This is a genomic window from Levilactobacillus senmaizukei DSM 21775 = NBRC 103853 (genome assembly GCF_001592085.1).
Classification (GTDB): domain Bacteria; phylum Bacillota; class Bacilli; order Lactobacillales; family Lactobacillaceae; genus Levilactobacillus; species Levilactobacillus senmaizukei.
Genome location: NZ_BCWD01000057.1, coordinates 1 through 1,454, shown reverse-complemented (window position 1 = coordinate 1,454; position 1,454 = coordinate 1). Strand labels below are relative to the sequence as shown.

The 1,454-nt window shown below is 42.6% G+C and carries 2 protein-coding genes; both read right to left on the bottom strand.

Annotation, left to right across the window (positions count from 1 at the left end; all coding sequences use genetic code 11):
* Positions 1–30: 30 nt before the first annotated feature.
* Positions 31–912: an IS3 family transposase gene (locus LSE01S_RS10570; protein WP_061777586.1), complete on the bottom strand. Its 882-nt coding sequence runs from the start codon at positions 910–912 to the stop codon at positions 31–33.
* Positions 912–1,454, bottom strand: a 543-nt coding sequence (locus tag LSE01S_RS10565; RefSeq protein ID WP_235808344.1) for a helix-turn-helix domain-containing protein, incomplete at its 5' end; no start/stop codon positions are given. The genes LSE01S_RS10565 and LSE01S_RS10570, both read right to left, overlap by 1 nt.

Sequence of the window (1,454 nt, the reverse complement as noted above, 5' to 3'; positions counted from 1 at the left end):
GAAGTGAACCCTTAAAATTGGACACAGAATTTACGCTGCTCGCTGGATGGCGAGCTCCCGGTATTCTACCGGGGGCTTGCCACCCAGTTTTGTTTTAATTCGATGCCTGTTGTAGAAGTCGATCCATTCAGTCATGGCTTGAATTAAATCTTCCTTGTTCTCAAAATGTTCATCCATGACTTCGACTTTCATGATGTGAAAGAATGATTCAACTGCCGCGTTATCTAGACAAGTTGCTTTGCGTGACATACTTTGAAATACACGGTGTTCTTTGAGCGTGTCTCGCCAGAACTTGTGTTGGTACTGGCATCCTTGGTCTGTATGGACCGTTGTTCGATAGCCTAGCTTGGGTAGTCCTTCTAAAGCCTCTCTAAGTGGTTTTAAAGCGAACTCTACTGTTGGATGGTCACTGATATTAAAGGCTAATACTTCACCTGAGAAGAGGTCAATGACCGGTTCTAAGTAAACTTGCTCGCTTTGACTCATGCCGCCATATCGAAACCCACTGACGTCGGTGACTAGTTTTTGATAGGGACGGTCCGTTTTAAACCGTCGGTTTAAACGATTCGGTGCTATTCTACCAACCGTTCCTTTGTATGAATTATACTTACGTTTTTGTCGATTATATGCCAAACAAAGCCAATCATGCTCACGCATTAAGCGTAAAACCCGCTTGTGATTCACTTTGAATCCACGTTCCTGTAAGGCTTTAGTCAGTCGTCGATACCCATACTTCTTGGTGTACTTAGAATCTTCCTGTCGAATCTCATCGATTGCCTGAATGATTGGAGAATCGTCTAATTTTTTATATTGCTGATGTGAGCGTGCGTAATAGTACGTACTTCTTGGTACCTTGATTACTCTGAGTAGAAGCTTGACGGGAACTTGGAAGACCTGCCTTAACTCGGTCACTATTTGCGATGCTTCTTGTCTGCTGACTTCTTCTGAGCTAAGGCATCGAGTTTTTTTAGGTATTCATTTTCAATCTTTAACATCAAATTTTCTTGTTTCAGTTGCTTCAATTCATCGACGGTCGTGGGTTCGTTGTTGCCTTTCAAAGACTTTGATTGTTTATGTCTAGCCATAATCTTAGGCCTTCCTCGCTTTCGTTCAAGGCCAATGATTCCTTGCTCATTGAAGTGCTTCTCCCATTGCCAGATGGTGCTTGGCGAAGACAGATTGAAGTGTAGAGCTGTTACTGGAAGCGAGGCCTGATGTTGTTTTTTCCAGTTTAATACATCGACCTTGAACTGACTAGAATATTCTGGCTTGTGATGTTTTAGTTTCAATCCGTCGATACCGTATTTCTGGAAACGGCTAACCCAGAGAAGAATGGTGTCCGCCTTACGGACTCGGTACTTTTTAGCCAGTGAAGTTGCGCTAATACCACATAAATATTCGGTGACGACTTTGATCCTAAAATCTAAATTAAACTTAGCCATAATAAAACCCCC